This is a genomic window from Hydrogenophaga sp. L76 (assembly GCF_057654755.1).
Map to the genome: position 1 here is coordinate 4,459,223 of NZ_CM172807.1, position 22,655 is coordinate 4,481,877.

Consider the following 22,655-nt stretch of genomic DNA (forward strand, 5'->3'; position numbering starts at 1 on the left):
CGGCGCAAGAGGCCCGCAGACATCACTTCAAGTTGTAAAACGCGGCGCGGCCCGGGTACACGGCCACTTCACCCAGATCTTCTTCGATGCGCAGCAGCTGGTTGTACTTGGCCATGCGGTCCGAGCGCGACAGCGAGCCGGTCTTGATCTGGCCGGCGTTGGTGCCGACGGCGATGTCGGCGATGGTGCTGTCTTCGGTTTCGCCCGAACGGTGCGAGATCACGGCGGTGTAGCCGGCGCGCTTGGCCATCTCGATGGCGGCGAAGGTTTCGGTCAGCGTGCCGATCTGGTTGATCTTGATCAGGATCGAGTTGGCGATGCCCTTGTCGATGCCTTCCTTGAGAATCTTGGTGTTGGTGACGAACAGGTCGTCGCCCACGATTTGCACCTTCTTGCCCAGTCGGTCGGTCATCAGCTTCCAGCCGTCCCAGTCGCCTTCGGCCATGCCGTCTTCGATGCTGATGATGGGGTACTTGTCGACCCAGTTGGCCATCATGTCGGTCCATTCCTGGGCGGTGAGGCTCATGCCTTCGCCGGCCAGCTGGTACTTGCCATCCTTGTAGAACTCGGAAGCGGCACAGTCCAGGCCCAGGGCGATCTGCTCACCAGCCACAAAACCAGCCTTGTCGATGGCTTCCAGGATCATCTGGATCGCGGCTTCGTGGTTGTCCACGTTGGGGGCAAAACCGCCTTCGTCGCCCACCGCCGTGCTGATGCCGCGGTCGTGCAGGATCTTCTTCAGCGCATGGAACACCTCGGCGCCGTAGCGCAGGGCCTCGCGGAAGCTCGGCGCCCCCACGGGGATGATCATGAACTCCTGGATGTCGAGGTTGTTGTTGGCGTGTTCGCCGCCGTTGATGACGTTCATCATGGGCACGGGCATCTGCACCGCGCTCATGCCACCGAAATAGCGGTACAGCGGCAGGCCGGCTTCTTCAGCGGCAGCGCGGGCCACGGCCATGGACACAGCGAGCAGGGCGTTGGCGCCCAGGCGACCCTTGTTGTCGGTGCCGTCGAGGTCGATCAGGGTCTTGTCCAGGAAGGCCTGCTCGGAAGCGTCGAGGCCCAGCACGGCTTCGGAGATTTCGGTGTTGATGTGTTCGACGGCCTTCAAGACGCCTTTTCCGAGATAACGGCTCTTGTCACCGTCGCGCAGCTCAATGGCTTCGCGGCTGCCGGTGGAAGCGCCCGACGGCACGGCCGCACGGCCCATCACACCGCTCTCCAGCAGCACGTCGCATTCGACGGTGGGGTTGCCGCGGCTGTCCAAGACTTCGCGGCCAACGATATCAACGATTGCACTCATATCGGTCCTTCAAAAAAATCCAAAATAGATCAACACAATCAATCCCAGGATGAAGACGTAGATCACGGGAATCCGGTCAAACGCCTTCAACAGCAAACATGCGGATCGAGCCCGCGCCTTCCCGCAACTGGCGGGCATGGGTATAGGTTTCAGAACGGTAGTAGGCCTGTGCGGTCGCGAGGTCCTTGAACCGGAGCACCACCACCCGTTGCGGGTTCCAGTCCCCTTCGAGCGGCTCCACACGGCCCCCGCGCACCACGACTTCAGCGCCGAACTCCTGCATGGCGCGCGTGCTCCATTCTCGGTAGCGTTTCATCTGGTCTTCGTTGGTGACCGTCACTTCCGCAATGATGTATGCGCTCATTGGAAGTTGTTCTCCAGCAGGGGTGTTTTTTTGACGACGGCATCGAGCGCCACCAGTGTTTCGAGCAGCGCCTTCATGTGCCTGAGCGGCACGGCATTGGGGCCATCCGACCAGGCCTCGGCGGGCTTGGGATGGGTTTCCATGAACAGGCCTGCGACCCCGGCTGCCACGCCCGCACGGGCCAGCACCGGCACCATCTCGCGGGCACCGCCGCTGACCGAGCCCAGGCCGCCCGGTTTCTGCACCGAGTGGGTCACGTCAAAGACCACGGGCGCGCCGGACTTGCGCATCTCGGCCAGGCTGGTCATGTCGGCCACGAGGTTGTTGTAGCCAAAACTCACGCCACGTTCGCAGGCCAGAAAGCGGTCTTCCGACAGGCCGGCTTCCCGAGCGGCATCGCGGGCCTTGTCGATCACGTTCTTCATGTCCCAGGGGGCGAGGAACTGGCCCTTCTTGATGTTCACCGGCTTGCCGGACTGGGCCACGGCGCGGATGAAATCGGTCTGGCGGCACAGGAAGGCCGGCGTCTGCAGCACGTCCACCACGCTGGCCACCTCGGCCACGTGCGATGCATCGTGCACGTCGGTCAGGATGGGCAACTGCAGCTGGCGGCGCACCTCATCGAGGATCTTCAGGCCAGCCTCCAGGCCGACGCCGCGCTGGCTGGTGCCCGAAGAGCGGTTGGCCTTGTCGAAAGAGCCTTTGTAGATCAGCGGAATGTCCAGCGCGGTGCAGGCCGCCTTCAGCTGACCGGCGACGTCGATGGACATCTGCAGCCCCTCGATCGAGCAGGTGCCGGCGATCAGGAAGAAGCGCTGGTCCAGGCCGACGTCGAATCCGCAGAGCTTCATGGGTGGGCTTTCCAGTTTCAGGCCACAGCCTTGAGTTTTTGCAGGCCGTGCTGTTCGACGGCGGCCTTGATGAAGGCGTTGAACAGCGGGTGACCGGCCCACGGCGTGGACTTGAATTCGGGATGGAACTGCACGCCGATGAACCAGGGGTGGACGGCCTTGGGCAGCTCGACGATTTCGGTCAGCTGCTCGCGCTGTGTCAGCGCCGAGATCACCAGCCCGGCCTGGCGCAACTGGTCGAGGTAGTTGACGTTGGCTTCGTAGCGGTGGCGGTGGCGCTCGGTGACCACGTCGCCGTAGATGCTGTGGGCCAGCGTGTCCCTGGTCACGTCGGAGCTCTGCGCGCCCAGACGCATGGTGCCGCCGAGGTCGGAGCTGGCGCTGCGGGTCTGGATGCTGCCATCGGCATCTTTCCATTCGGTGATCAGGGCAATCACCGGGTGTGGGGTGGCCGGGTCGAACTCGGTGCTGTTGGCGTTCTTCAGGCCGGCCACGTGGCGCGCGTACTCGATGGTGGCGACCTGCATGCCCAGGCAGATGCCCAGGTAAGGCACCTTGTGCTCGCGGGCGAAGCGGGCGGTGTTGATCTTGCCTTCGACACCGCGCTGGCCGAAGCCGCCGGGCACGAGGATGCCGTCGTATTTCGCCAGCTTTTCAGCGGCGTCCGTGCCTTCCATGGTCTCGGAATCGACGTGGTCGATGGTCACCTTGACATGGTTGCGCATGCCGGCGTGGCGCAGTGCTTCGTTGACCGACTTGTAGCTGTCCGACAGGTCGACGTACTTGCCGACCATGGCGATCCTGACTTCGCCCTGAGGGTGCTCGGTCTCGTGCACCAGTTCGTCCCAGCGCTTGAGGCTGGTGGGTGGTGTGTTCAGGCGCAACTTGTCACAGATCAGGCCGTCCAGGCCCTGCTCGTGCAGCATGCGCGGCACCTTGTAGATGGTGTCCACGTCCCACATGCTGATCACGCCCCACTCGGGCACGTTGGTGAACAGCGAAATCTTGGCGCGTTCTTCTTCCGGGATGCGGCGGTCGGCGCGGCAGAGCAGGGCGTCGGCCTGTATGCCGATCTCGCGCAGCTTCTGCACCGTGTGCTGTGTGGGCTTGGTCTTGAGCTCGCCAGCCGCGGCAATCCACGGCAGGTAGGTCAGGTGCACGAAGGCCGTGTTGTTCGGCCCCATGCGCAGGCTCATCTGGCGCACCGCTTCAAGGAAAGGCAGCGATTCGATGTCGCCCACGGTTCCGCCGATTTCCACGATGGCCACGTCCACCGCATCGGGTGTGCCGATGCCGGCGCCGCGCTTGATGAATTCCTGGATTTCGTTGGTGACGTGCGGGATCACCTGCACCGTCTTGCCGAGGTAGTCGCCCCGGCGTTCCTTCTCCAGCACCGACTGGTAGATCTTGCCGGTGGTGAAGTTGTTGGTCTTCTTCATGCGCGTTTCGATGAAACGCTCATAGTGGCCCAGGTCCAGGTCGGTTTCGGCGCCGTCGTCGGTGACGAAGACCTCACCGTGCTGGAAGGGCGACATGGTGCCCGGATCCACGTTGATGTACGGGTCGAGCTTGATGAGGGTGACGTTGAGGCCACGCGATTCGAGGATCGCAGCCAGGGAAGCAGAAGCAATGCCCTTGCCCAGGGAGGACACCACACCGCCGGTGACGAACACAAATTTGGTCATGTCTCGGGCGAGCCGGTCGCTCGCAGGAGGTGGAAATGGCGATTATAGAGGGCACCCCACGGACCAGGCCGGGCCCAGCCCGGTGGGGCTGGACCGATCAACTGTCAGAACGCGCTCAGTTGTTGGCGCGCACGCGCAACGCGAATTTGCGGGTCAGAGAACCCTTGTTGCCATTGACGCTGGCCGTCGCGGTGATCAGGAATTCGTCGTCCTGGGCGCTGTGGTTGTCGTAGCAATTGGGAAAGCCCGTGCAACTCTGGGTGATCAGGCCGGTGTCCGCCTGGATCCGTAGGTTGCTGGTCAGGCTGGCGACCTCGGCAGCGCCAACGTTGACCCCGCTGACCTTGAAGCTGTAGCTCAGCGTATGGCCAGCCGGCACGCTGGCCGAGGTGTCGATGGCCCACTTCGATTCGGTCTTGCTGCTGACGGCGTAGGCTGGGTTTGGCGTGCCAAAGTCGGGTTCATTGCCGGCATAAAAACTGCCGTCGGCTTTGAGTTTGTCCAGTGGCAGGTATCCATCGTTGTCCGCGAACGCCAGATTGGGCAAAGCGCCCCCGGTTGGGATGATGTCGGGATCGTCCGATCCGCCACAGGCAACCTGTGTCACGAGAGTGCCGCAAAGGATCCAGGTCCGGAGTACGAAAGCGATACGCATGGCTTTGTGTGTTCGTCGTTGGGTTGAAGGTGTAGGCGGGGATTATCACTGCGGTTCACTGTGATGCGGGAGACCTGTCGGGAGAGATTGTGCCTGCATGTGCTGACCACGACCGCATACAAACTGATACATTGAAGCCATGAACGACCTCGCCGGAAAACACATCGTCCTCGGCCTCTCGGGCGGCATTGCCTGCTACAAGGCGGCCGAGCTCTGTCGCACCCTGATCAAGGAGGGGGCCTCGGTGCAGGTGGTCATGACCGGGGCCGCCGAGCAGTTCATCACGCCGGTCACGATGCAGGCGCTGTCGGGTCGCCCCGTGTTCACCTCGCAGTGGGACCAGCGCACGTCCGGTGGCTCGGACAACAACATGCCGCACATCAACCTCAGCCGCGAGGCCGATGCGATCCTGGTGGCGCCGGCCAGTGCCGACTTCATGGCCAAGCTGTTGCATGGCCGGGCCGATGACCTGCTCAGCCTGATGTGTCTGGCGCGTCCGCTGGACAAGGTGCCGCTGATCCTGGCGCCGGCCATGAACCGCGAGATGTGGGCGCACCCGGCCACGCAGCGCAACGTGGCCCAGCTGCGCACCGACGGCACCACCGTGCTGGATGTCGGCGTGGGCGATCAGGCCTGCGGCGAAACGGGCGATGGCCGCATGCTGGAATCCGACGAACTGCTGTACGAGCTGGTGCGCTTCTTCACGCCCAAGGTGCTGGCGGGCCAGCAGGTGCTGGTGAGCGCCGGCCCCACGTACGAGGCCATCGACCCGGTGCGCGGCCTGACCAACCTCTCGAGCGGCAAGATGGGCTTTGCCATTGCGCGTGCGGCGCACGAAGCGGGTGCTCTCGTGACCCTGGTGGCTGGACCGGTGAGCCTGCCCACGCCGCGTGGGGTGGGACGCATCAATGTGAAGTCGGCGCTGAACATGCAGAAGACGCTCAACGTGCTGAGCCAGACAGCGACCGTGTTCATATCCGCCGCCGCCGTCGCCGACTGGCGTCCCGCTGAGTCGGCCAACGAAAAAATCAAGAAGGACGGCAGCGGCCGGGTTCCCACCTTGTCCTTCATTGAGAACCCGGACATCCTGGCCGGTATCGCCTCGGGCGCCCGGGCCCAGAACCGCCAACTGTTCTGCGTGGGTTTTGCGGCCGAGAGCCACGACCTGCTGGCCAACGCCCAGGCCAAGCGCGAACGCAAGGGTGTGCCGCTGCTGGTCGGCAACATCGGGCCCGACACCTTCGGGCAGGATGACAACGCCCTGCTGCTGGTGGACGCGCAGGGCACGACCGACCTGCCCAAGGCCTCCAAGCTGCAGCTCGCGCGCCAGCTCGTGGCCGAGATCGCGCTGCGTCTGCCCACCTGACCTGCCGCTTGCCTGTCCGGCGGTTCCGGTCTTATGATCATCAAATAAGTACATGCTTATTCGACGATTCAAAAGACAGGAGACACCCCATGACCTCTCGGTCCACACCGGCACAGGCCGGCAACGCCCTCAACCCACCCACGAACACGCGCAGCCGCCGCGCGTGGCTTCGCATGATGGGGGGCGCGGGGCTCGGGGTGGCCGGGCTGGCCATGGTTCCGGAAGTGAGGCTCTTTGCCCAGCAGGTGCACGAGTTCATCGAAGGGCCACCGGTGCCCGACGTGAAACCCGAACAGCTGTCGCCGCACGTCTGGATGGTCTATGCCAAAGAGGGCTTTCCAACCCAGGAAAACCAGGGGCTGATGGCCAGCATCATCTTCGTCATCACACAAAAGGGTGTGGTGGTGCTGGACTCCGGTGCATCGGTGCAGATTGGCCAGATGGCGATTCGCATGATCAAGACCGTGACGCCCAAGCCGGTGATCGCGGTCTTCAACAGCCACTACCACGGTGACCACTGGCTGGGCAACCAGGCTTTTGCCGAAACCTATGGCGCCGACCTGCCGATTCACGCGCTGGCCCACACGCGCGACCAGATCGCGGGCAATGAAGGCAATCTCTGGCGCAGCCTGATGGAGCGCTGGACCAACCAGGCGACGCTGGGCACCAAGGTGGTGGCGCCCAACAAAGTGGTCGAACATGGTCAGGTGTTCGACTACGGCGATGTGCAGATCAAGCTGCACCACTACGGCCGCGCCCACACCCCGTCCGACCTGTGCTTCGAGATCGTGCAGGACAAGCTCACCTACGTGGGCGACATCGCCATGGCGAACCGCATCGCCAACATGGACGACGGTTCCTACCCCGGCACCTTCAAGTTTTACGACGAACTGAAGAGGGCGGCGGGCGACCAGCTCTGGCTGCCCGGTCACGGTCGCGGCAGCAAGGACCTGCTCGACACCTACGGCACGTTCATGAAAGGCATCTGGGAGCCCAGCGTGCACGCCGTCAAGGAAGGCATTCCCATCGATGGCGCCAAAGACCTGGTGATGAAAGATCCCCGCGTCGCCAGCCGCGCCAAGACCATGGACGGCTTCGACAGCAACATCGGCAAGTACACCAGCCTGGCGTATCTCGAAGCCGAGAAAGAAGCTTTCTGATTCACCGCCACCAGGGCAGCAGGCGTTTCATGGCGGCGACCTCGCCACTGTGGTCGCTCGTATACCCCGGCAGCCGGTCCAGTCGCGCCTGCCACGCCTGGCTGCCCAGCAACGCCAGCAGGCGCTTCACAGCGGGCAGCTCCAGCGCCGATTTCAGGCACACCAGCAGGTAGCGCTCATCGGTCAGGGGCACGAAGCCCAGGCCCTGGCTGCGTGCCGCGTATTCGGTGCCCAGGCCCGCATCACCGTCCCCGCTGGCGATCGCCTGTGCCACGGCGGCGTGTGAGCTCTCCACGCGGTCAAAGCCCCGCAGGTCGATCGGATCCATGCCCGCCTGGGCCAGCAGCTCCTCCAGCAGCAGGCGGGTGCCGGTGCCCTTGGCACGGTTGATGAAGCGCGCCTGCAGCCGGGCCACATCGCGCATGTCCCACAGGCGCAGCGGGTTGCCCGGCGCCACCATCAGGCCCTGCGAGCGGCGGGCGAAGCCGATGATCTTGTGCGTGCCCGGCTTGAGCAGTGGCCGGTAGGTGCGCGCGCTCAGGCTGGTCGCGTCGGCGAACGGCTGGGTGTGAAAACCCGCCAGCACGCAGCGCCCTTCGTTGAGCGCGCGGATGGCGTCCACGCTGCCGCAGAAGCGGATGTCCAGGTGCAGGCCCGTCGCGCCGGCAACCGGGCTGGCGGCCAGGTCCTGCAGCGCGTTCAGCGCATGGTCGTGGCTGGCGTACAGCGTCAGCACCTCGGCGCCGGCCGCGCTGGTCTCGGGCTCGAAGGCCAGCGCAAAAGCACGCTCCAGCTCGGCGCGCAGGCTTTCCATCTGCGGCCCCAGGCGCGCCTGCGCCAGCCGCTCTGCCATCAGCAGGCGCTCGCCGAACGGGCTGAGCAGGGCCGACTGGCCGCGTTCCCACACCAGCAGTTCCTGGCCGAGCTCGGCCTCCCAGGCTTTGAGCTGGCCCCAGACGTGGCGGTACGACAGGCCCAGGTAGCGCGCTGCGGCCGAGATCGAGCCCCGTTCCCGCACCGCGTGCAGCACGTCCATCATGGCGTTGCGCAACAGTGCATGGTGGGGCGTGCGGCCCGTCCCCTGGGCCGTGAGCGAATACGACAGCTCGACCTTTCTCATGGGCGCGAGTGTGCCTCAATCGCCATCACCGCTGGCCCGACGCCTATGCACGCGGCTTCATACCGCGTCACTACGTACTCTCAAGCCCGCCATGTCCTCGTAAGCTTCGCAGGAACCTATGAATACCTTTTCCGATAGCGTGGGAACCGCGCTGCAACTGATCCTCTCGGGCGATGCGGGGCTCTGGGCCATCGTGCTGCGCTCGCTCGCCGTGAGCGCCTTGGCCTGTCTGCTGGCCTGCAGTCTGGGGCTGGCGCTGGGGGCTGGTCTGGCGGTATCGCGTTTTCCGGGTCGGGGCGTGGTGCTGACGCTGCTCAACACCTTGCTGGCCGTCCCGGCGGTGGTGGTGGGGCTGGTGGTGTACCTGCTGCTCTCGCGCTCGGGACCGCTGGGTTTTCTGGGCTGGCTGTTCAGCTTCCAGGCCATGGTGCTGGCGCAAGCCCTCCTGGTGCTGCCGCTGGTGACGGCGCTTACGCGCCAGGTGGTGGAAGACGTCGACCGCAGCCATGGTGAACAGTTGTCGTCGCTCGGCGCCAGCCTGGGCCTGCGCAGCCTGCTGCTGGCCTGGGACGAGCGCTATGCCCTGCTCACGGTGCTGATCACCGCCTTTGGCCGCGCCATCGCCGAGGTGGGTGCGGTGATGATCGTGGGCGGCAACATCGAAGGTTTCACCCGCGTCATGACCACCGCCATCGCGCTCGAAACCAGCAAGGGCGACCTGCCGCTGGCGCTCGGGCTGGGCATCGTGTTGCTGGCCGTGGTGTTGCTGCTCAACAGCGTGGTGGCGCTGCTGCGCCGCTGGCGCGAACACCTGGACGGTGGCGACCTGCGGATGGCCACGGCATGAGGATCGAACGCCCCACCGAAGGCAGCGCGGCCGGCGTGGGCGCGCGCCAGGGCACCGTGCTCGAACTGGCCGGTGTGCATGTGAGCCTGGGGCCGGCGGCGCAGGTTGAAGCGCTGCGCAACATCACGCTCACCATTGAAGCCGGCGAGCGCGTGGCCCTGGTCGGGCCCAACGGTTGCGGCAAGAGCACCCTGCTGCGCGCGCTGCACGGCCTGCTGCCCATCGCTTCGGGGCAGCGTCGGGTGCCACTGGCCTCGCGCATCGCCATGCTGTTCCAGCGGCCGCACATGCTGCGCATGTCGGTGCGGCGCAACCTGCAGCTGGGCCTGTGGCTCAGCGGCGTGCCCTGGGCGCAGACGCGCAGCCGTGCGCAGCAGGCGCTCGTGCGTGTCGAACTCGTGCACCTGGCCGACCGCAACGGCCGCGCCCTCTCGGGCGGTCAGCAGCAGCGCGTGGCGCTGGCGCGCGCCTGGGCGCTGCAGCCCGATGTGTGGCTGCTCGACGAACCCACCGCCAGCCTCGACCCGCACGCCAAGCGCGACGTGGAGGCGCTGATCGCCGACTTCGGCGACGAAGCGCCCGCGCCCGGCCGCCTGCCACCCACGCTGGTGTTCGCCAGCCACAACCTGGGTCAGGTCAAGCGCCTGGCCAGCCGCGTGATCTACCTGGAGCAGGGTCAGCTGCTGGCCGACCTGCCGGTGAACGATTTTTTCAACCACGCCTTGCTGGAGGCCCACTGCCCCCAGGCTCACCTGTTCGTCAAGGGAGAAACCGCTTGAACACGCCCATCTCTTTCCGTCGCACCTTCGTGCGTCTGCTGGCTGCGACCGGCCTCATCACCGCTGGCCTGCTGGCCAGCACCGCCGCGCTGGCGCAAGGCAGCATCGTCGTGGCGTCCACCACGTCCACCGAACAGTCGGGCCTGTTCAGCTACCTGTTGCCCGAGTTCAAGAAGGCGAGTGGCATCGACGTGAAGGTCGTGGCGCTGGGCACCGGCCAGGCGATCGACATGGCGCGCCGGGGCGACGCCGACGTGCTGTTCGTGCACGACCAGGTGGCCGAAGAAAAATTCGTGGCCGACGGCTTTGCCGCAAAACGCCAGGCCGTCATGTACAACGACTTCGTGCTGATCGGCCCCAAGGCCGACCCGGCGGCCACCCGGGGCAGCGACATCGTGGCCGCGCTCAGGAAGGTGGCCACGGCCAACGCGCCCTTCATCTCGCGCGGCGACAAAAGCGGCACGCACGCGGCCGAACTGCGCTTCTGGAAGATGACCGACACCGATGCCAACAAGGGCAGAGGCTACAAGGCCTGCGGCTGCGGCATGGGCCCGGCCCTCAACATCGGCGCCAGCAGCGGCGCCTACGTGCTGGCCGACCGCGGCACGTGGCTCAACTTCAAGAACCGCGCCGACCTGGCGGTGCTGGTCGAAGGCGACAAGCGCCTCTTCAACCAGTACGGCGTGATGCTGGTGAGCGCCGCCAGGCACCCGCAGGTGAAAACCGCCGAAGGCCAGAAGTTCGTCGACTGGGTCACCGGTCCGGCCGGTCAGGCGGCCATTGCCGGTTACAAGATCGGTGGCGAGCAGCTGTTCTTCCCGAACGCGACGAAGTGATCAGCGCACCATCGCCACGCCCTTGATCTGCGCATACACCGCCATGCCGGGCGCGATGCCCAGCCGTTCACACGAGAGTCGGCTGATGCGCGAGAGCAGGCGCGTGTCCTGCCCCAGGTGCAGACCCACCAGCACCTGACCCGGGCCGTCTTCGCTCACGTCGGCCACCGTGGCCGGCAGGCAGTTGAGCACGCTGGTCTGCTCGGGCTGGATCAGCGACAGGCTCACGTCGCGCGCCTGGATGCGCACGCGCACCGGCGTGCGGTCCGGCAACGGTGTGGCCCGCGTTTGCGGCAGCAGCAGCGTGCCGCCGTCAAAGCGCAGTTCGCACAGGTCGCTGTCGCTTTGCAGGCCGCAGGTGACGGCCTCCACCAGTGCGCCCGCGCTGTCGCCGTGGGCCAGCGGCAGGTCGGCACGGGTCATCAGCTCCAGCACCGGCCCTTGCGCCAGCACCCGGCCTTGCTCCAGCAGCACCACGTGGTCGGCCAGGCGCGCCACCTCGTCGGCAGAGTGCGTCACGTAGACCACGGGGATGTCCAGCCGCTCGTGCAGCTGCTCCAGCCAGGGCAGGATCTCGGCCTTGCGCGCCGCGTCCAGCGCGGCCAGGGGCTCGTCCATCAGCAGCACGCGCGGGCTGGTGGCCAGTGCGCGCGCCATGGCCACGCGCTGGCGCTCGCCGCCCGACAGCTCGTGCGGCATGCGCCGCAGCAGGTGGCCAATGCCCAGCAGCTCCAGGCCATGGTCCCAGCCGTGGCGGCGCTGCGCGGGCGGCGTGCGCTGGAAACCGAAGCGGATGTTGTCTTGCACGCTCAGGTGGTCGAACAGGCTGGCCTCCTGGAACACATAGCCCAGCGGGCGCCGGTGCACCGGCAGGCACACGCCGCGCGCGCTGTCTTGCCAGGCTTCGCCCAGCACCTGGACGACACCGCGCGCGTTCGGCTCCAGCCCGGCCAATACGCGCAGGCAGGTGGTCTTGCCCGAGCCCGACGGGCCGAGCAGCGCGGTCAGGCCCTTGCCGGGCAGGGCCATGTCCACGTCGAGCACAAAACCCGGACGGTCCAGCCGCGCCTGCAGTTGCAGCCCGTTGGCGGTGGTACTGCGGGCCGTCATGCGGCGTTCCTTCGGCCACGCTGGTTGTAAAGGTGCAGCGCCAGCAGGCAGACGAAAGAAAAGCCCAGCATCACCGCGGCAAGCCGGTGCGCATCGCCATACTCCAGCGCTTCCACGTGGTCGTAGATCTGCACCGAGACCACGCGTGTCACGCCCGGTATGTTGCCGCCCACCATCAGCACCACGCCGAACTCGCCCACCGTGTGCGCAAAGCTCATGATGCCGCCCGTGATCAGGCCCGGTTTGCACAGCGGCAGCACCACGTTGAAGAACGTGTCCAGCGGCGAGGCGCGCAGGCTGGCCGCCACCTCCAGCGGGCGGCTGCCCATGGCTTCCATGGCGTTGTGCACCGGCTGCACCATGAAGGGCAGCGAGTAAAACACCGAGGCCACCACCAGGCCGGTGAAGGTGAAGGGCAGGGTGCCCAGGCCCAGCGCCTGCGTCCACTGCCCCACCGGGCCGTTCGGCCCCATCAGCACCAGCAGATAAAAGCCCAGCACCGAAGGCGGCAACACGATGGGCAGCGCCACCACCGTGGCCACCGGCGTCTTGAGCCACGAGCGCGTGCGCGCCAGCCACCAGGCCAGCGGCGTGCCGATCACGGCCAGGATCACCGTGGTCAGCGTGGCCACCTTCAGGGTGAGCCAGATCGCTTGCAGGTCTGAGTCGGTGAGGAGCATGGGACGGCAGCGCTCAAATGCTGTAGCCGTAGGAATGGATCAGGTCCTTGACGCTCGGGCTCTGCAAGAGCTTCACCAGCGCCTGCGCCGCTTCGTTGCCCGCCCCGCGCTGGAGCACCACCGCGTCTTGCCGGATCGGGCTGTACAGCGTGGACGGCAGCACCCACACCGAGCCGCTCCTGAGCTGGCCGCCCGCGAGCACCTGCGACAGCGCGACAAAGCCCACGTCCGCATTGCCGGTGTAGACGAAGTTGAAGGCCTGGCCAATGCTCTCGCCCTGCACCAGCTTCGGCACCAGCGCCGCGCTCAGGCCCAGCTTGTCCATCGCCTCCACCGCGGCCACGCCATACGGCGCCACCTTGGGCGCAGCAAAGGCCACCTTGCCCAGATCCGCCGCTTTGAGCACAGCCCCCTGGTCATCCACCCGGCCCGCCTTGGCCGACCACAACACCAGCTTGCCGGTGGCGTAGGTGAAGCGGCTGCCCGGCTGCGTCAAACCATCCTTCTCCAGCGCCTCGGGCACCTTCGCATCGGCCGCCAGCAGCACGTCAAACGGCGCGCCGTTCTTGATCTGCGCGTAGAGCTTGCCGGTGGAGCCCAGCGTGATCTTCAGCGTGTGGCCCGTGGTCTTTTCCAGAACGGCGGCGATGGCTTTGATGGGCTCGGCGAAGTTGGCGGCCACGGCGACCTGGGCTTCGGCGGACTGGGCGGCGCTGTGCGCTAGCGTGGCGAAGAGCAGGGCGGTCAGCGGGCGAACATGGAAGTGCATGGCGACCTTTGTACGGAACAGGAAGGAAAGGGGGGATCGTTATCCCGAATTGGAATAGCGAGTGTAGCGGGTGTTTCTGCTGATCCGAGTGGAGGGCGTGTGTCGGCCCTGGGCGGTTGAATGTGCCCGCGGTGTGGCAGTGGCCGGTCGGTCTCAATCCGGTGAAACCGCTCGCCCCGCGTTTATGAGTGACCGTTCTGCAGCGGTTGCTGCCGTTCGAGTTTTCAACGTGAATGCCCTTGGCGTGCCGGATTGCGATCACTCCTATTCATGCATCGTGGTAATGCGCAGAGACAGGTTTCAGGCGCGCAGTTGACATTGCTAGAGAGTTGACAACAGCGTGCAGAGATCTGCAAGCTCGACGAGCAAGACTGCAGCAGCATCAAGCATGGTGCGATCAATCACCTGGGCGTGTCGCCAGCGTTGATGGCTTACCGCGAGCACAAGGCCATGCTGGGCAAGACTTAGGCCGGCGAGAAGTTCCCGGCGGTTGTGATGATGGGGGCTGGCTGGATGGTGGTCCCCGACATCAAACCAGGCAAGTGATGGTGAGTGGCTGACCCGCCCTGGGTCAGCCACTCAGTCGGGATCGCTGTTTGCAGGTGATCCCGTCCTTTTTGTCAGTTGGCGCAGCAGCGCTGTGGCCAACCAGCCATCACTTTGATCCACCCGAAGCCTTGGCCACGTAGGCCGCCAGGGCGGCAATTTGCGCATCACTGAGTTTGCCGTTGTAGGACGGCATCTGCCCAATGCCGTTGCGCAGCGCGGTGGCCACGCGCTTGGCATCGGGCTTGAGCTCGTCCAGGCTGGGGCCCACGGCGCCTTCGGCTCCCGCGTCCTTGAGCGCATGGCACAGGGCGCAGGCAGGCACCGCGCCTTGGCCGAACAACACCTTGCCTTGTTGAAGTTGCGCGGCATCGTCGGCGGCGTGCACGGGCAGCACTGTGAATGCCAACGACCACAGGGCAGCGACCAACGCGTGTTTTTGGATTGTGCGCTTCATGCCACGCTCACTTTCACGGCGTGGTCGGCCCAGCTGGTGTTGTTGTAGCCGCCCGCGTTTTCCATGCGTTGTTCGGGCTGCACGTTGCCTGCGGTGTCGGTGGCTCGGCTCGCCAGGGTGAACTGGCCCGCCGGCAGGCGCGCCGCAAAAACAAACTGCCGCCACGCAAAGCGGCCGAGGTCGGGCCCCACCATGCGCGCGAGCTGCCAGGTTTTTCCGCCGTCCAGAGAAACCTCGACCTTGGCCACCGCGTTCATGCCGCCAAACGCCACGCCATGGATCTGTGTGTCACCCGCTTTAAGCGGGGCGCCGTCCGTGCCGGGACCGTTGATCCACGACTTCACCGTCATTTCCTGCACCGATGGCTGCGACGGGTCGCCCTTCGCGCCGGGCGGTGAAATGCGGTAGCCGTGCGACATGATGCGTGCGTCGGTCTCCTGAGCGGTGAAGGCCAGGCGTTTGACGTACTTGATGTTGTTCACGCCCGTGTAACCCGGCACGATCAAGCGCAGTGGGCCGCCGTGGGCCAGCGAAATCGGCACACCGTTCATTTCCCAGGCCAGCAGGGCATCGGCGAGTGCGGCAGCAGGCACCGAGCGTTCCACGATCACGCTCTTGGGGTCCAGTCCATCGGGGAGTTTTTCGCCGCCTGTGCCGGTGAGGTAGGCCATGCCGGCCTCCACGCCGCCCAGGGCATCCACCACCCAGCGCACCGGCACACCGCTCCACACCACACAGCCTGCTGCGCCCACTTGCCAAGGCGTTCCACTGGGCTTGTTGGGGAAGTAGCCGCGTCCGTTGCCAGAGCATTGCAACACCATCGCCGTGGTCTCGATGCCCATGCGCTTGAGGTCGCCCAGCGTGAGTTTGCGCGGGTTCTTCACCCCCTCGATGTTGATCTCCCAGGCATCGCGGTTGCCCAGGATCGAGGCGTCGGGCGCGGGCAGATTGTTGCGGATGTAGAGCTGCTCGGACGGCGTGATTACGCTGGTGCCGAACACACTGCGCTTGGTCTCAATGGTGGTGCTGCTGTGCACGATCAGGCTGGCCGGGTCCTTCCAGCCCACGTACGCTGGCAGAGGCTTGGCAGCACCGGCCACGGCGACGGGCGCGGTCTCACCAGCAGCGGCTGCGGTGCGGCCAAAGCTGGCCAGACCAACGGCAGCCAAAGCAGCGCCGCTGCCGGCCAGCAGGTGGCGCCGGGGGAGCGAGGTGGGTTGTTGGTTCATTTCTGGGGTCTCCGGTGGTTGGGCGTCGTGCGCCGGTTGGGGTGAAAGGGGTGAGCGGTTGATTCGTTGACAGGGACGCGGTGCCTCAGCCTGGCCCGGACACGGGAGGTGCCTGCAGTGCCGTCTGCGCGACCGCCAGTGCCTTCTTTTTCTGGGCCACCAGCAACAAGGGCTTGCCCTCGCGCGAGCGGATCACCTTCCAGTGCACGTTGCTCCACCAGCCGCTGGCCTCGCGCAGGTCCACAGGCTGGTCAAAGGCATACACCGTCACCATGCCGCCCTTCTCGAAGAACGTGGTGAGGTGGTAAGCGAGGTGACCTTCGATATCGCATGGCCGCATGAGTTGGGGAAACCCGGGCACCACGTTGGCGTCCCGCATGCCCAGGTGCATGAGCAACTGGCGCTGCTCCATGAAACTGCCCCGCAAGCTGCGCTCGTGGTATTCGTGGTCGATCGCGTCGCGCACCATCGCTGGCGGTCGCACGGCGAGCACCCCGCCGCTGGTGCCACCGGCCAGCAAAAGCGCCGCCAGAAAACGCTGCAAGCCGCGTCGCGCCAGCAGCGGCTGCGGCTTTCGGTACAGGTGTGCCGGTGCGTCGCTGGCCTCGAAGGCGATCGCCAACTCGGCGCGCGCGCGCAAATCGAATTCGCTGTCGGGCAGGAAAGGCGCGTCGGTATCGGGGCTCATGTCTTGGTCCTGCGAAACGGGGTAACGTTGACATCGGCCTTGGGTGTCGCAGGTACCCCCATGGCCAGCTTCAAAGCGTCGCGCGCACGGGCTAGGCGCGACAACACCGTGCCGGGCGCGATCTCCAGCGCCTCGGCCATCTGGGCGGTGGGCATGTCGTCGAAATAAAACAGCACCAGCACCTCGCGGTGGATGGGCGCCAGGCGCGCGAGCGCCTTGACGACATCGAGTTTGTCGTCCAGCCCCGCGTCGGGCGCCGCTTGCTCGGGCTGCTCTTCATCGTCCAGCGACTGCATGCTGGGTGCGGCCTGGCGAAAGGCGGCGCGGCGCATGATCTGAAAGAGCCAAGCCCGTGCCAGCGCAGCGTCGCGCAGTTGCTCCCGGTGCTTCCAGGCGTTGGCAAAACAGTCTTGCACCACGTCTTCGGCAATGGCGCGCGAACCAGTGAGCGCCCACGCACTGCGCAGCAAAAAACGGTAGTGCTCACGCACCCATTGGTTATAGCGGGACTCGGCAGACTGGAACAGCATGGTGATCAAGAGCGCTGCGTGGCTTGGTTCATTCCGTGGCGCTCATCGGTACTTTCCCTAGGGCTGTCGATCAAGGCCCCCGCGTCCCACCCAGCGACGGAAATTCCGCTTCCGCACCTTTGGCTGTGCGCTGCTGCAGGGTGTGCAGTCGGCGTTGCATGCTCTGGATCTCCACCGTCTGCCCGGCAATGATTTCCTCGGCCAACTGCCGGGTGACAGGATCGCGCCCATGCTGCAACACCAGCCGCGCCATGTCCACAGCGCCGGCGTGGTGCGGAATCATCATCGCCAGAAAGTCCTGGTCGGCCTGGCCTGCGTAGCCCGGGCTGTGCATGGCCTGCATCATGCGGGCCATCGATTCGTCCATATCCCGCTGGAATGCGCTGGTGTGCGCGGCGCTGGCGCCGTGGCTGGTGTGCGCGCCGCTCATGCCGTCTGGCCCTTCTCGCCCACACGCACGTAGACGAGGTTGATGCTCTTTTTGTTGCGCAGCGCGCCAGAGGGCAGCGTCAGATTGCCCAGGGGGATCTGCGCAATGAAGGTCGGGCGCAGCGGGTCGCTCACATCAAATGCACTGCACACGGTCTGGCCCGCGTTGGGCGTGCCGGGCAGCTCGTCCTGTTCGTGGGCCACATACAGCAGCGTGTTCTCGGGGTTGGTCCACAACCCGTGCGACTCGCGCCCGTGGCTGAAGAAGGTACCCACCACCTTGCGCTGGCCGCCGGGGGCGCTGCGGTCGATGATGGCGATGGGGCTGGACGCCACGCCGCCGGGCCCGCCGTCGTCGATGCGCGCCAGGCTGGCATAGACCACGCTGCCGCGCGCATTGCTGACGAACTCGACGTGGTTGGGCCGCGCGCCCATGCCCAGCGGCACGCTGTCGATCAGGTCGAAGCCGCCCTGCGTCGAGCGGCACGACAGCGCATCGGCCAGCTTGTGCGAGAACCACACCTCGGCGCCGTCAGGCGTGGTCTTCATGAAGGGCGTGAAGCCGGGCTTGTCCTGTGCGCTGATGTCCAGGGTTGTCACGCGCTGCGGCCGGCTGTGGCCGTCGGCGCCCGGGTTGACGCGGAACACGTCGATCTGCGACACCTTCTGGCTGGCCACGAAGGCGAGTGTTCCCTCGCGGTTGAACCACACCTGCGCCGGGCCGTTGATCGTCGGCAGGAACTGGCGGATGGCGGTTGAACCCGGGCTGTCGGCGCCTTTCAACTGACGCACCGCCTGGTCAACGCCGAGGATGGCGATACGGTCTTCGCCGCGCAGCGTGACCCACAGTTCACGGCCATTGCGGGTGAAGGTGGGCTCGTGCGGTTCGCGGCCCAGCAGCAGGCCGCTGCTCAACCGTTCGGGGTTGGTGCTGGGGCCGGCGGCCGGGTTCGGCGTGTTGCCAATCACGCGGCGCTGCTCGGCGTCAATCAGGTAGATGTTGCTCGAGCCACGCCCGCTGGTGGCCAGCAGCCGGCCGTCGGGCGACGGCACCGCGCCGTGGGCGTCGATGCAGCCGTGGTACAGCGGCTTGTGGATCATCGCCGCGTGTGTCGGCGCCACGCCGGCGGTGACGTAGCGAAACGGCGGGCGCGGGTCTTCGTCGAAGCTGGTCAGGTTGATCGTGCTCTCGACGGTGTTCGTCTTCGGGTCGATGACGACCAGCGTGTTGGAGTCTTCATTGGTGATGAAGACGCGGTCGCGCGGGTCGATGCCGGTGGCTGCGGCTCCCGCTGAAGCGCCGGACGGGGCCTGGGCATGTGCTGCGGGCAGCGCGCTGGCTGCCGCGGCGGCCAGGGTGTACTTGAGAATGTCGCGGCGTTGGGTGGTCATGTTTGCTTTCTGAGTTGGTGTGGAGAGTGATCGCTTGGGTCGTGGGCCGGCAGCCGCCGATGAACCACTGCCCAGCGCTTGCTTCAGGTCAAGAGCGCGGCTCAGGCCGTTTCATTCCCTGGCGCGAGCCGACAGCGCGTCGCGCCGACGCCGCCCTGGCCTTCAGCGCGGGGTGCCAAGTTGCCGATAGACCTCGGCCGACACCTGCGCCAGCACGCTGCGGTCGGCGTCGGACGACAGGGCGTAGCCGAAGGGACCGTCGACCCAGTAGAAGACATTGACCGCACCTTCGCGTGCGAAGCGGAAGGCCGTGTCTGTGTTCTTCACGCCGGCCTGCAGTGCCTTGTCCGGCCCCGCGGCACTGCCCACGTCGGCGACATCGTTGGACACGTACAGCGTCAGCTTGCTGCCGAGCTCGTTGCGGTACATGAACTGCGCAACCGGCCCCTGGCCACCCGGCAACAGGCGCCCGCCTTCCAGCGTGTAGCCCTGGGCCTGCAGGTGCGGCGGCTTCATCGGCGCGCCCATGCGCTTGGACAGCCATGCCACCAACTGGTCCTCGTGCGCCGCGTCCACCTCGACCGGGCGGCGCGCGTCGGGACTGTATACCGCGTGAGCCACCGCCGCGCGCTGCGCGAAGCCGCCCGCTGACGCCAGCGTCAGGCCGCGCTCGGCGGGTGCCGCGGCGGCCATGCGGCCGGCATCGTCGCCCCCCGCGGGCAGGCCGCCCCGCAAGCCCCAGCCAGTCGCGCCGCTGATGACGGCGATGGCGATCCCAGCGGCCAGGCGCTGGAGGTACCAAGGCGTCTGCGGCACGGCGCGCGGGCGCGCCGATTTCAGCAGGCGCTGCGGCGGCTGTTCATCCAGCACGGGATCGAACAAGGCGTGCAGTTTGCGCTTCTGCGCCCGGTAGGCCTCCAGGCGCTGCGCGTCTTCAGGGCGTGCGGCCAGATAAGCGGCGATCTCGACCTGGCGCTCAGCGGGCAGGCGGCCATCAACGAACGCATGCAGGTCGGCCTCGGTGACCGGGGGAATGGACGGTGGCGGACGGTCGGTATTCATGGGTTGCTTCGCAATACATTCATTTGACGACTTTCAGCCGCACCGGTTCTGCGCGGCCTTCCATCAGGCCGCGCAGGCGCTCACGGCCTCGCGACAGGCGCGACATCACGGTGCCGATGGGGATACCCAGGGCCTGCGCCACATCGGCATAGGCCATGTCTTCCAGCGTCACCAGAAGAAGCACTTCCTTCTGCTCGACGGGCAGCAAGTCCAGTGCAGCCTGCAGATCCAGTACAGCCAGCCTGTCGGTTTGTGTCGGCGCCACCGGCACTTCGGGCGTGTCGTCGTCCATGGTCACGGTGTGCAGCCTGGGACGGCGCACGCCATCGACGTGCAGGTTGTGCATGATGCTGAAGAGCCAGGCGCGCATGTCGGCCACGCCGCCCCACAGGTTCGACTTGGCCCAGGCCCGCTCCAGCGTGTCCTGCACCAGATCGTCGGCGTCGTCACGGTTGTTCACCAGCGCGCGCGAATAGCGGCGCAGGCGCGGCACCCAGCTCAGCAGGCTTGCGTCGTCTTGCATCGGGGGGTCGTGGCCTGAGGGACTGGACGGAAGTCGACAGCAAATGTCATTCCTTGATGATGTGCCAGACGTCTTTGAAGTTGTCGCCGGCGCGGTCGCCGGGCTTCTGGTCGGCCTGGTAGGTGTAGACCGGCTTGCCCTTGTAGGCCCACTGGCGCGCACCGTCGTCGCGCATGACGATCGTGTATGCACCGGCCGGTTGGTCGCTGGCGGCGGCCATCGCGGGCGGCCACAGCGCGGCGCAGCCGCCGTTGCAGGTGCTCTTGCCGCTGCCTGCCACGTCCTTGTCGAAGGTGTAGAGCGTCATGCCCTTGGCGTCGACCAGCGCGCCGTTGGCGAGCTTGGCCGGCGCGTCTGCAGCCATGGCGCTGGTGAGTGGTGCCGTGAAGGAAGCCGCTGTGATCAGCAGAGCGGCCAGAGTCGGAAGGTGCTTCATGGGGATGTCGTGTGGGGTACGGTGGAGAGTGGCCGCGATGATGGCCAATCAGTAGGCCGCAGCGACTGCCAGCTTGGGGTCGATCTGCCAGGTCTCGCTGACGATCTTCCCTTCGCGGAACGTCAGCACGTAGCGCACCTTGATGGGCATCTTGCCTTCAAAGACGACGTTGGCCGAGACGGTGGCGCCCTTGGGGTTGGCCGACTCTTCAATCTGGCCGACTGTGAGCTTCAGTGGGCCGACGGCCTTGCCGAACTTCTCCCAGGTGCCGCGAATGGCATCGGTGGTGGCATAGGTGCCGTCGAGTGGGCCGCCTACCCAGTTCAGCTGGGCCTGGTCGGCATAGGCACGCATGACAATCTGGGTGTCGCCCGAGGCGATGGCCTGGAAGTGTGTGCGGGCGTCGTCGCTGGGGGCGGCGAAGACGCTGCCGGCGGCGAGCGTCAGGGCGGTGGCGGCGAAAGCGAAAGTCTTGAACATTGTGGGCTCCGATGAAGGGTGGGTTTGAAGTGAAGTGAAGTGAAGTGCGGTGAGTGCTGGATGAAGGGTCCGAGAGGTCCCGACACAAGGGCAGACGGCGCCGGCATGCGGTTTATTCCAGAGCGTGCAAAGAAATTTAGGGTCAGGGCCCTGGGCCGTGAATTCGAGGCTTCAGCCCAGCAGGGCCGGCACCCAGCGGTTGATGAGCGCGCCTCCGACGATGAGCCAGCCGAACAAGATCAACGCCAGCAGCAGCGGCTTGGCCCCGGCCTTGCGAATGGCGCCGATGTGCGTGGTTAGGCCGAGCGCAGCCATCGCCATCGCCAGCAGCGCGGTGTCAATCTCGGTCGTCACTGCCACCACCGACGCCGGCAGCCATTGCAGCGAATTGAGCAACACAACCGCGACGAAGCCGAAGGCGAACCAGGGCACAGCGAGTTGACCCTTGGCGTGAGCATGCTCTGCCTCCACCAGGGCTTGCAGGGTGCTGTCGCGCGCCAGCCAAGCCGACAGCATCACCAGGAACGGCGCCAGCATCATTACTCGAACCATCTTCGCGATGACGGCCGAGTTGGCTGCGTCCGGGCCCACCGAACGTGCTGCGGCCACCACCTGGGCCACCTCGTGGATGGTCGATCCGACGTAGATGCCGAACCCGTTGGCGCCGCCGGGGATCAGCGCCCAGTGCCGGTTCAGCTCGAACAGCGCCGGGTACAGGAAGATCGCCAGCGTGCCGAACACCACCACCGTGGCCACCGCCACCGTGACCTGCTCGGCGCGCGCCTTGACCACCGGCTCGGCGGCCATCACCGCAGCAGCGCCGCAGATGGCACTGCCAGCGCCGATCAGCATCGCCGTCTTGCGCTCCAGGCCCAGCCAGCGCGTGCCGATGAGGCAGGCCAGTGCGAAGGTCGAGCCCAATATCATCGCGTCGATGGCGACACCAGCTATGCCGACATGGTCAATGTCCTGCACGGTGAGCCGCAGGCCGTACAGCACCACGCCCAGGCGAAGCAGGTTCTGCTTGGAGAAGTTGACGCCGGCGCCGCTGGCTACCGCCCAGCGCGGGGCCCACGGGTAAACCGTGTTGCCCACGATCATGCCCAGCACGATGGCCAGCGTCAGCGCACTGAAGCCATGGTCCTGCAGCCAGGCGATGCGGCCCAGCGCGATACCGGTGGCAGCCAAGGCGCCGCTCAGGGCCAGGCCGGGGAGCATGCGTGCGAAAGCCGATGCAGAGGCCGATGTGCGTGGCTCACGAAGTACGTTGATGGTCATGCTGCTTGCCTCCGGTTGAAGTTCATGAGGACGAAGCTTCCGGCTTCATAGATGACCCGTCAAACGGGTTGTATCGC

At 66.1% G+C, this 22,655-nt stretch carries 25 protein-coding genes; 5 read left to right on the forward strand and 20 right to left on the reverse strand.

Annotated features, from left to right (window positions below; genetic code table 11):
* Positions 1-22: 22 nt before the first annotated feature.
* The 5 genes from eno to AC23D4_RS21815 all read right to left on the reverse strand — a co-directional run bounded on the left by eno (position 23) and on the right by AC23D4_RS21815 (position 4,861).
* The gene (gene eno, locus AC23D4_RS21795) at positions 23-1,306 is read right to left on the reverse strand and encodes a phosphopyruvate hydratase (protein WP_226465707.1); all 1,284 of its coding nucleotides are present in this window, start codon (positions 1,304-1,306) and stop codon (positions 23-25) included.
* A gap of 76 nt (positions 1,307-1,382) precedes the next feature.
* Positions 1,383-1,670: a DUF1330 domain-containing protein gene (locus AC23D4_RS21800; protein ID WP_472887767.1), complete on the reverse strand. Its 288-nt coding sequence runs from the start codon at positions 1,668-1,670 to the stop codon at positions 1,383-1,385.
* Positions 1,667-2,521, reverse strand: a complete 855-nt coding sequence (kdsA, locus tag AC23D4_RS21805; protein ID WP_472887768.1) for a 3-deoxy-8-phosphooctulonate synthase — start codon at positions 2,519-2,521, stop codon at positions 1,667-1,669. The genes AC23D4_RS21800 and kdsA overlap by 4 nt, the downstream gene beginning before the upstream one ends.
* A gap of 17 nt (positions 2,522-2,538) precedes the next feature.
* On the reverse strand, positions 2,539-4,206 hold the full coding sequence (gene pyrG, locus AC23D4_RS21810; RefSeq protein WP_472887769.1) for a CTP synthase: 1,668 nt from the start codon (positions 4,204-4,206) through the stop codon (positions 2,539-2,541).
* 115 nt (positions 4,207-4,321) lie between these two features.
* A complete protein-coding gene (locus tag AC23D4_RS21815) occupies positions 4,322-4,861 on the reverse strand; it encodes a hypothetical protein (protein ID WP_472887770.1) in 540 nt (179 codons plus the stop codon).
* Positions 4,862-5,000: 139 nt separating this feature from the next.
* On the opposite strand from AC23D4_RS21815, the gene coaBC reads away from it, so the two are divergent.
* Positions 5,001-6,227 carry a bifunctional phosphopantothenoylcysteine decarboxylase/phosphopantothenate--cysteine ligase CoaBC gene (coaBC, locus tag AC23D4_RS21820; RefSeq protein WP_472887771.1) on the forward strand — a complete coding sequence of 409 codons (1,227 nt, stop codon included), beginning with the start codon at positions 5,001-5,003 and terminating at the stop codon, positions 6,225-6,227.
* 89 nt (positions 6,228-6,316) lie between these two features.
* Entirely contained in the window at positions 6,317-7,387 is a 1,071-nt protein-coding gene (locus AC23D4_RS21825) for an MBL fold metallo-hydrolase (RefSeq protein ID WP_472887772.1), read from the forward strand.
* A 1-nt stretch (position 7,388) separates the two neighbouring features.
* On the opposite strand, the gene AC23D4_RS21830 is transcribed toward AC23D4_RS21825, so the two are convergent.
* Positions 7,389-8,507 carry a substrate-binding domain-containing protein gene (locus tag AC23D4_RS21830; RefSeq protein WP_472887773.1) on the reverse strand — a complete coding sequence of 373 codons (1,119 nt, stop codon included), beginning with the start codon at positions 8,505-8,507 and terminating at the stop codon, positions 7,389-7,391.
* 118 nt (positions 8,508-8,625) lie between these two features.
* On the opposite strand from AC23D4_RS21830, the gene AC23D4_RS21835 reads away from it, so the two are divergent.
* Genes AC23D4_RS21835 through AC23D4_RS21845 form a run of 3 tightly spaced genes read left to right on the forward strand, consistent with a single transcriptional unit; the run spans position 8,626 to position 10,969 of the window.
* Positions 8,626-9,354, forward strand: coding sequence for an ABC transporter permease (locus AC23D4_RS21835; RefSeq protein WP_472887774.1), 729 nt, complete (start codon positions 8,626-8,628; stop codon positions 9,352-9,354).
* Complete coding sequence (locus tag AC23D4_RS21840; RefSeq protein WP_472887775.1) at positions 9,351-10,133, forward strand: ABC transporter ATP-binding protein; 783 nt, start codon at positions 9,351-9,353, stop codon at positions 10,131-10,133. Before AC23D4_RS21835 ends, AC23D4_RS21840 begins: the two co-directional genes overlap by 4 nt.
* A gap of 56 nt (positions 10,134-10,189) precedes the next feature.
* Complete coding sequence (locus tag AC23D4_RS21845; RefSeq protein ID WP_472887874.1) at positions 10,190-10,969, forward strand: ABC transporter substrate-binding protein; 780 nt, start codon at positions 10,190-10,192, stop codon at positions 10,967-10,969.
* Here the strand turns inward: AC23D4_RS21845 and modC are convergent, their stop codons facing one another.
* The 14 genes from modC to AC23D4_RS21915 form a co-directional block, all read right to left on the reverse strand.
* A complete protein-coding gene (gene modC, locus AC23D4_RS21850) occupies positions 10,970-12,079 on the reverse strand; it encodes a molybdenum ABC transporter ATP-binding protein (RefSeq protein ID WP_472887776.1) in 1,110 nt (369 codons plus the stop codon). It lies immediately after the preceding gene.
* Positions 12,076-12,759, reverse strand: coding sequence for a molybdate ABC transporter permease subunit (gene modB, locus AC23D4_RS21855; protein ID WP_472887777.1), 684 nt, complete (start codon positions 12,757-12,759; stop codon positions 12,076-12,078). The genes modC and modB overlap by 4 nt, the downstream gene beginning before the upstream one ends.
* Positions 12,760-12,772: 13 nt before the next feature.
* A complete protein-coding gene (gene modA, locus AC23D4_RS21860; RefSeq protein WP_472887778.1) occupies positions 12,773-13,528 on the reverse strand; it encodes a molybdate ABC transporter substrate-binding protein in 756 nt (251 codons plus the stop codon).
* 655 nt (positions 13,529-14,183) lie between these two features.
* Positions 14,184-14,531: a SorU family sulfite dehydrogenase c-type cytochrome subunit gene (gene sorU, locus AC23D4_RS21865; RefSeq protein ID WP_008904214.1), complete on the reverse strand. Its 348-nt coding sequence runs from the start codon at positions 14,529-14,531 to the stop codon at positions 14,184-14,186.
* Positions 14,528-15,760 carry a SorT family sulfite dehydrogenase catalytic subunit gene (gene sorT, locus AC23D4_RS21870; protein WP_062405656.1) on the reverse strand — a complete coding sequence of 411 codons (1,233 nt, stop codon included), beginning with the start codon at positions 15,758-15,760 and terminating at the stop codon, positions 14,528-14,530. Before sorT ends, sorU begins: the two co-directional genes overlap by 4 nt.
* Before the next feature lie 85 nt (positions 15,761-15,845).
* Entirely contained in the window at positions 15,846-16,448 is a 603-nt protein-coding gene (locus AC23D4_RS21875; RefSeq protein WP_008904212.1) for a hypothetical protein, read from the reverse strand.
* Positions 16,445-16,978: an RNA polymerase sigma factor gene (locus AC23D4_RS21880; RefSeq protein WP_050813810.1), complete on the reverse strand. Its 534-nt coding sequence runs from the start codon at positions 16,976-16,978 to the stop codon at positions 16,445-16,447. Before AC23D4_RS21880 ends, AC23D4_RS21875 begins: the two co-directional genes overlap by 4 nt.
* 70 nt (positions 16,979-17,048) lie before the next feature.
* Positions 17,049-17,408 carry a DUF305 domain-containing protein gene (locus AC23D4_RS21885; RefSeq protein ID WP_008904210.1) on the reverse strand — a complete coding sequence of 120 codons (360 nt, stop codon included), beginning with the start codon at positions 17,406-17,408 and terminating at the stop codon, positions 17,049-17,051.
* Complete coding sequence (locus AC23D4_RS21890) at positions 17,405-18,799, reverse strand: YncE family protein (protein ID WP_161124572.1); 1,395 nt, start codon at positions 18,797-18,799, stop codon at positions 17,405-17,407. The genes AC23D4_RS21885 and AC23D4_RS21890 overlap by 4 nt, the downstream gene beginning before the upstream one ends.
* Positions 18,800-18,961: 162 nt before the next feature.
* Complete coding sequence (locus AC23D4_RS21895) at positions 18,962-19,861, reverse strand: anti-sigma factor family protein (RefSeq protein ID WP_287878810.1); 900 nt, start codon at positions 19,859-19,861, stop codon at positions 18,962-18,964.
* 19 nt (positions 19,862-19,880) lie between these two features.
* Positions 19,881-20,384, reverse strand: coding sequence for an RNA polymerase sigma factor (locus AC23D4_RS21900; protein WP_008904230.1), 504 nt, complete (start codon positions 20,382-20,384; stop codon positions 19,881-19,883).
* A gap of 46 nt (positions 20,385-20,430) precedes the next feature.
* Positions 20,431-20,748 (reverse strand): COG4315 family predicted lipoprotein, encoded by a 318-nt coding sequence (locus AC23D4_RS21905; RefSeq protein WP_231624607.1) that lies wholly within the window; start codon positions 20,746-20,748, stop codon positions 20,431-20,433.
* A 120-nt stretch (positions 20,749-20,868) separates the two neighbouring features.
* A complete protein-coding gene (locus tag AC23D4_RS21910; protein WP_287878805.1) occupies positions 20,869-21,300 on the reverse strand; it encodes a nuclear transport factor 2 family protein in 432 nt (143 codons plus the stop codon).
* Between the two features lie 171 nt (positions 21,301-21,471).
* Positions 21,472-22,578 carry a YeiH family protein gene (locus tag AC23D4_RS21915; RefSeq protein ID WP_472887779.1) on the reverse strand — a complete coding sequence of 369 codons (1,107 nt, stop codon included), beginning with the start codon at positions 22,576-22,578 and terminating at the stop codon, positions 21,472-21,474.
* Positions 22,579-22,655: the final 77 nt, after the last annotated feature.